The following is a 5,206-nucleotide window of genomic DNA, read 5'->3' as shown; positions in this document are numbered from 1 at the left end:
TACATAGTGGAGCGGCGTGGGGGCGCCCTGCCGCCCCCCCGGCGCGCCCGCGGGGGGGGGGGCGGGGGGGGGGGCGGCCGGGTCTGCCGAACGGTCGGCCGAACGGGGTCAGAGCAGGGTGCTCCAGTAGTACCAGAACCGGTTGAGGACCAGCAGGGCGATCACCGCGTACCAGAGCGCCGGGACGACCCAGTGGTAGCGCGCCGCCTCGCGGACGACCGGGCGCAGGGCGCGGCCGGTGGGGATGATCCCGGAACGCAGGTTGTGCAGGGTGGTGTACCAGAACAGCGGGATCATCGCGGCCCAGACCACCATGCAGTACGGGCAGAGCGCGCCGATCCGGTAGAGCGCCTGGTACATCAGCCAGGTCACGAAGCCGATGCCGAAGACCGTCCCGGCCTGGAGGCCGAGCCAGAACCAGCGCCGGTACGCCGCCCCGGCGAGCAGCCCGGCGCCGATCGCGATGACGACCCCGAAGCCGACCAGGCCGAGCAGCGAGTTGGGGAAGCCGAAGGCCTCGGCCTGGTCGCTGCGCATGATCGAGCCGCAGCTGATGATCGGGTTGATGTTGCAGGAGGGGACGTACGACGGGTCCTTCAGCAGCCGGATCTTGTCCAGGGTGAGGACCGAGGAGGCGAACAGGCCGACCGCGCCGCCGATCAGCAGCAGCCAGGCGAACGGGCGGCTCGCGCCGTACGTCCGCGCGGCGGGGGCGGCGGCCGTCATCCGGTCACCTGCTTGACCATCGCAGTGAACTGCTCGGGCGTGGCGGCCTTGCCGCCGGTGAGGACGTCCAGCTTCTTGCCGTCCAGCTTGACGGTCGGGGTGCCGGTGACGTCGCTCTTGTTGAACTCCTCGTTGACCTTGGCCGCCCACGGCGCGTAGGTGCCGTCCTGGACGGCCTTGACGAAGCCGTCGGTCTTCAGCCCGGGCACCTGCCCGGCCAGGTCGAGGAGGTGGTTGACGTCGCCGAAGCCGTCGGTGCGCTCGTCGGGCTGGTTGGCGTAGAGCACGTCGTGGAACTGCTTGAACTTGTCCACGCCCTCGTTGAGCGCGGCGCCGGCGGCGGCCAGCGCGGTGCGCGAGCCCTTGCCGCCGAGGTTCTTGTCCAGGAACGTCGCCAGGTGGTACTCGATCTTGTACGTGCCGTCGTCGGCGAGCTGCTGGATGGCCTTGCCGGTGGTGGTCTCCAACTGCTCGCAGAACGGGCAGCGGAAGTCCTCGTAGATCTCCAGGGTGTGCGGGGCGTCGGCCTTGCCGTAGGTGATCACGGTGCCGTCCTGGCCGCCCGTGTTGGCGGGGACGGTCAGCGGGCCGCTCGCGGCCGCGTCGGCGGAACCGGAGCCGGAGGAGCCGCCGACGGCGAAGGCCACGCCCGCCACGAGGGCGAGCACGGCGGCGGAGGCGCCGCCGACCACGACCCGGCGGCGGATCCGGTCGGAGCGCTCGGCCTGGGCGCGGGCGGCGCGCATACGGTCGGTGGCGTTGGTCTTGGCGGCGGCCTTGCGGGTGTTGCTCATGAGGTGTCGTCCTGTGCTCTCGGGCGTGCGGGGGTGCGGGCGCGCGGGGCGCGCGGCGAGAGGACCGGCCGGGAGCGGCGCCGAGCGGCGCGCGCCTGTCAGCAGGCCAGGGCGAGCGCCGGCGGACCGCGCCGGACGGCCGGGCGGACGACGACGTCCTCGGCCGGGACCAGGGCCCGGCTGGCCCGGGGGAACGGCACCCGCGCCACCGGACGGGCCGGGACGGGCGCGGCGAGCAGCCGCAGCCAGCGGGCGGCGGCCGGCAGGTGCCGGTGCAGGAAGTCGCCCAGCATCCGGACGGTGCGGGCGAGGCCGGCCAGCGCGGCGTCCGCGCGGCGCAGCCAGAACGCGCCGGCCAGCGCGATCGCGGCGTGCAGCAGCAGGAGCAGCAGGACGCCGATCTGCTGGGAGACGCCGTGGCCGAGCAGGAACCCGCCCAGCGAACCGCCGCCGCACAGCAGCGGCTGGAAGCCGCGCGCGGAGCCGGGCGGCAGGGACGGGCAGGCGGTCTGCGCGAAGTCGAACAGTGCGCTGACGCCCAGCTCCAGCGGCAGGAACACCGCCGCGACCGCCGGGTAGCCGCGCTCGCGGCCGGCCAGCACGTACGCCACCGCGAACACGGCGACGCAGGCCAGGGCCATCGGGCCGGCCGGCAGCGCGCGGCCGGTGACCAGCACCTGGCCGAGCCCGGCGAGCAGCACGACCAGCGCGGCGAAGACCGCCGCGCGGAGCGTCCTGGTGACCGGGCCGATGTCCATGGCATCCGAGTCTGCCACAGGTTGAAAGTGAAACGGTCGGGCCGGTGGTCCGCTGTGAAGAGCCTCACCACCGGCGCTGAGCTGGGCTTATGCGGCCCTTACGCGGGCCTGCCCGCCGGGTTCACCTGGGCCTGCCGGCCGTGCTCAGCCGCGTCTGACCGCCGCGCCGACCCGTTCCTCGACCAGTTCCCGGAAGTGCTCCAGATCGTCCCGTACGGTCCGCTCGATCGCCCCGGCCAGGGCGAAGCCGCGCGGCCCGCCGAACGCCTCGTGCATCGCCTCCGGGTCGTACTCCACCCGGATCTGCAGCCGGGTGTGCCGGGCGTCCAGCGGCAGCAGCGCGAACGCGCCGTGCAGGCGCGGTTCGTCGAGCGTGCGCCAGGACATCACCCGGCCCCGGCCGCGGTCGGTGATCTCGGTGTCCACCGCCCGCTCGGCGCCGTCGACCTCCACCCCGAGGTGTGCCAGGTTCCGCCCGTGCGGGTGGGCGCTGCGGACGCCGTCGACGAACTGCGGGTACTCGTGCACCCGGTGCAGCTGCTCCCAGGCGACGAGGACGGGGACGGCGAGGTCGATCTGTTCCTCAAGGATGCTCATCACGGTGCTCCGTGGCGGGGGCGCAGGGGGGGCGCTGGGTACGGCGCGCAGTTCCAGCCTGCGCCCCGCGCGGGAGCCGGGCAAAGGCGCGCCCCCGGGCGGGCGGCCGCCGCGGGGCTGCGGGAGACTGGGCGCATGCCGGAGCTGCCCGAGGTCGAGGCGCTGAGCGACTTCCTGTCCGAGCGGCTGACCGGGCGCGTCATCGCCCGGGTGCAGCCGGTCGCGATCAGCGCGCTGAAGACGTACGACCCGCCGGTCACCGCGCTGGAGGGGCGGACCGTCGGCCCGGTGACCCGGCGCGGCAAGTTCCTCGACATCGAGGCCGGCGGCCTGCACCTGGTGGTCCACCTGGCCCGGGCCGGCTGGCTGCGCTGGAAGGACGGCCTGCCCGCCGAACCGCCGCGCCCGAGCCCGAGGAACCCGCTGGCGCTGCGGCTGCGCCTGGCCGGGGAGGCCGGCGACGGCTTCGACCTGACCGAGGCGGGGACGAAGAAGGGCCTCGCGGTCGACGTGGTGAAGGACCCGGCCGAGGTGCCCGGGGTGGCCCGGCTCGGCCCCGACCCGCTGGACCCGGCGTTCACCCTGGCGGACTTCGCCGCCCTGCTGAGCGGCGACCGGCGCCGGCTCAAGGGCGTGCTGCGGGACCAGGGCGTGCTGGCCGGGGTGGGCAACGCCTACTCGGACGAGGTGCTGCACGCGGCCCGGATGTCCCCGTACAAGCCGGCGTCCAGCCTGACCGAGGAGGAGACGGTGCGGCTCTACGAGGCGCTCGGCGCCACGCTGCGCGGCGCGGTGGAGCGCTCGCGGGGGCTGGCGGCGGGGGAGCTCAAGGCGGAGAAGAAGCTGGGGCTGCGGGTGCACGGCCGGACCGGCCTGCCCTGCCCGGTCTGCGGGGACACCGTGCGCGAGGTGTCCTTCGCGGACTCATCGCTGCAGTACTGCCCGACCTGCCAGACCGGGGGGAAGCCGCTGGCGGACCGGCGGCTGTCGCGGCTGCTGAAGTGAGGGCGCGGGCGGGGTGGGGGCTGCTGGGGTGAGGGCGCGGGTGGGGCGGGCCTGGTGCGGCCTGCCCCACCCGGCCGGGTTCAGCGCTTGACGGCGACGCCGCCCCAGTAGTACGCGGCCTTCGGGTCGGCCGGCGGCTCGCCGTCCGGGCGCCAGGCGAGGACGGGGGAGAGGCCCGGCTCGACCAGGTCCCAGCCGTCGAAGAAGCGCAGGACGTCGTCGTGGGTGCGCGGGACGAGGGTCATGCCGCCGGCCCGGGCGGCCTCGGTGACCTTGCCGACCGCCTCCGGGTCGAAGTCCTGGGTGGGGGTGGTGAGGGCGATGCAGCTGCCGGCGGGCAGGGCGTCGCGCAGGGCGGCGACCCGGCCCCACGGGTCGTCCTCGTCGGCGATGAGCATCAGCACGGCGATCATCAGCAGGCCGACCGGCTGGGTGAGGTCCAGTGTGGCGGTGAGCGCCGGGTCGGTGAACAGTTCCTCGGGCTTGCGCAGGTCGGCGTGGATGTAGGTGGTCCGGCTGGCCGGACTGGACACCATCAGGGCGCGGGCGTGGGCGAGCACGATCGGGTCGTTGTCGACGTAGACCACCCGGGTGCCGGGGCTGACCGCCTCGGCGATCTCATGGGTGTTGGGCGACGTGGGGATGCCGGTGCCGAGGTCGAGGAACTGGCGGATGCCGTGTTCCCGGGCGAGGTGGCGGACGGCCCGGCCCTGGAAGGCGCGGTTCGCCTTGGCCATCTGCTTGACGCTCGGCACGGCCTCCTCGATGGCCTGCCCCATGGCGCGGTCCGGCGGGAAGTTGGTCTTGCCGCCCAGCCAGTAGTCGTACACGCGCGCCGAGTGGGGGGCGGTGGTGTCGACGCCGAACCGTTCCCACTGGCTCAGCTCGGCGGGGTCGTCGTCGGGCCGGTCCTGGTCCGGGATGTCCTGACTTGTCGTCATGGCCACGTCCTCTGATGGCAGATCATCACACTGGGGAAGGCACAGCGTAGCGGTCGGGAGGGGAGGGCGGGCGTCCGGTCGGGGAAGTGCTGCGGAAGCCGGGGGCGGGCGGGGTGTGCTTGCGCCGTCGGAGTGGTGATCGGGTCCGTCTGAGGCGCCATCGGGGAGCGGCGGCGGCACACGGGGGAAGCATTCAGAATGCTGTCAGATCATCAGATTTACTCACAAATGCCCAAACGAACGCCCTCGCGGCGACTGCTGCTGGTCGCGGCCGGGATGTCCCTGCTCGGAGCGGCCGGCTGCGGGAGCCCCTGGAGCGGCGCGGACGACGCCGGGGCGGGCGCTACGGCGCGGCCGCCGGGGGCCGCCCCGGAGGCCCCGGGGC

Annotated in this window: 6 protein-coding genes; 1 reads left to right on the top strand and 5 read right to left on the bottom strand. The window is 74.4% G+C overall.

Annotated elements, in window-relative coordinates; all coding sequences use genetic code 11:
• Window positions 1–108: 108 nt before the first annotated feature.
• The 4 genes from ACFV6I_RS36215 to ACFV6I_RS36200 all read right to left on the bottom strand — a co-directional run bounded on the left by ACFV6I_RS36215 (window position 109) and on the right by ACFV6I_RS36200 (window position 2,875).
• On the bottom strand, window positions 109–726 hold the full coding sequence (locus tag ACFV6I_RS36215) for a vitamin K epoxide reductase family protein (protein ID WP_380430208.1): 618 nt from the start codon (window positions 724–726) through the stop codon (window positions 109–111).
• Window positions 723–1,520 carry a DsbA family protein gene (locus ACFV6I_RS36210; protein WP_380430205.1) on the bottom strand — a complete coding sequence of 266 codons (798 nt, stop codon included), beginning with the start codon at window positions 1,518–1,520 and terminating at the stop codon, window positions 723–725. Before ACFV6I_RS36210 ends, ACFV6I_RS36215 begins: the two co-directional genes overlap by 4 nt.
• 98 nt (window positions 1,521–1,618) lie before the next feature.
• Window positions 1,619–2,278 (bottom strand): hypothetical protein, encoded by a 660-nt coding sequence (locus ACFV6I_RS36205; RefSeq protein ID WP_380430203.1) that lies wholly within the window; start codon window positions 2,276–2,278, stop codon window positions 1,619–1,621.
• A 144-nt stretch (window positions 2,279–2,422) separates the two neighbouring features.
• Entirely contained in the window at window positions 2,423–2,875 is a 453-nt protein-coding gene (locus ACFV6I_RS36200) for an SRPBCC family protein (RefSeq protein WP_363369629.1), read from the bottom strand.
• Window positions 2,876–3,010: 135 nt separating this feature from the next.
• Here ACFV6I_RS36200 and ACFV6I_RS36195 point away from each other — a divergent pair, with 135 nt between their 5' ends.
• On the top strand, window positions 3,011–3,880 hold the full coding sequence (locus ACFV6I_RS36195) for an Fpg/Nei family DNA glycosylase (protein ID WP_380430201.1): 870 nt from the start codon (window positions 3,011–3,013) through the stop codon (window positions 3,878–3,880).
• 80 nt (window positions 3,881–3,960) lie between these two features.
• Here the strand turns inward: ACFV6I_RS36195 and ACFV6I_RS36190 are convergent, their stop codons facing one another.
• A complete protein-coding gene (locus tag ACFV6I_RS36190) occupies window positions 3,961–4,821 on the bottom strand; it encodes an SAM-dependent methyltransferase (protein ID WP_363369625.1) in 861 nt (286 codons plus the stop codon).
• Between the last annotated feature and the right edge of the window lie 385 nt (window positions 4,822–5,206).

Origin of the sequence: Kitasatospora sp. NPDC059803, assembly GCF_042732255.1 — a bacterium.
In the GTDB taxonomy this organism is placed as follows: Bacteria; Actinomycetota; Actinomycetes; order Streptomycetales; family Streptomycetaceae; genus Kitasatospora.
This window is presented reverse-complemented; position numbering and strand designations above follow the sequence as displayed.

Bases quoted from the DNA above. Each gene is read 5' to 3' on its own strand.
- ACFV6I_RS36205 (WP_380430203.1), bottom strand. From the start codon at position 2,278: ATGGACATCGGCCCGGTCACCAGGACGCTCCGCGCGGCGGTCTTCGCC.
- ACFV6I_RS36210 (WP_380430205.1), bottom strand. From the start codon at position 1,520: ATGAGCAACACCCGCAAGGCCGCCGCCAAGACCAACGCCACCGACCGT.
- ACFV6I_RS36200 (WP_363369629.1), bottom strand. From the start codon at position 2,875: ATGAGCATCCTTGAGGAACAGATCGACCTCGCCGTCCCCGTCCTCGTC.
- ACFV6I_RS36215 (WP_380430208.1), bottom strand. From the start codon at position 726: ATGACGGCCGCCGCCCCCGCCGCGCGGACGTACGGCGCGAGCCGCCCG.
- ACFV6I_RS36195 (WP_380430201.1), top strand. From the start codon at position 3,011: ATGCCGGAGCTGCCCGAGGTCGAGGCGCTGAGCGACTTCCTGTCCGAG.
- ACFV6I_RS36190 (WP_363369625.1), bottom strand. From the start codon at position 4,821: ATGACGACAAGTCAGGACATCCCGGACCAGGACCGGCCCGACGACGAC.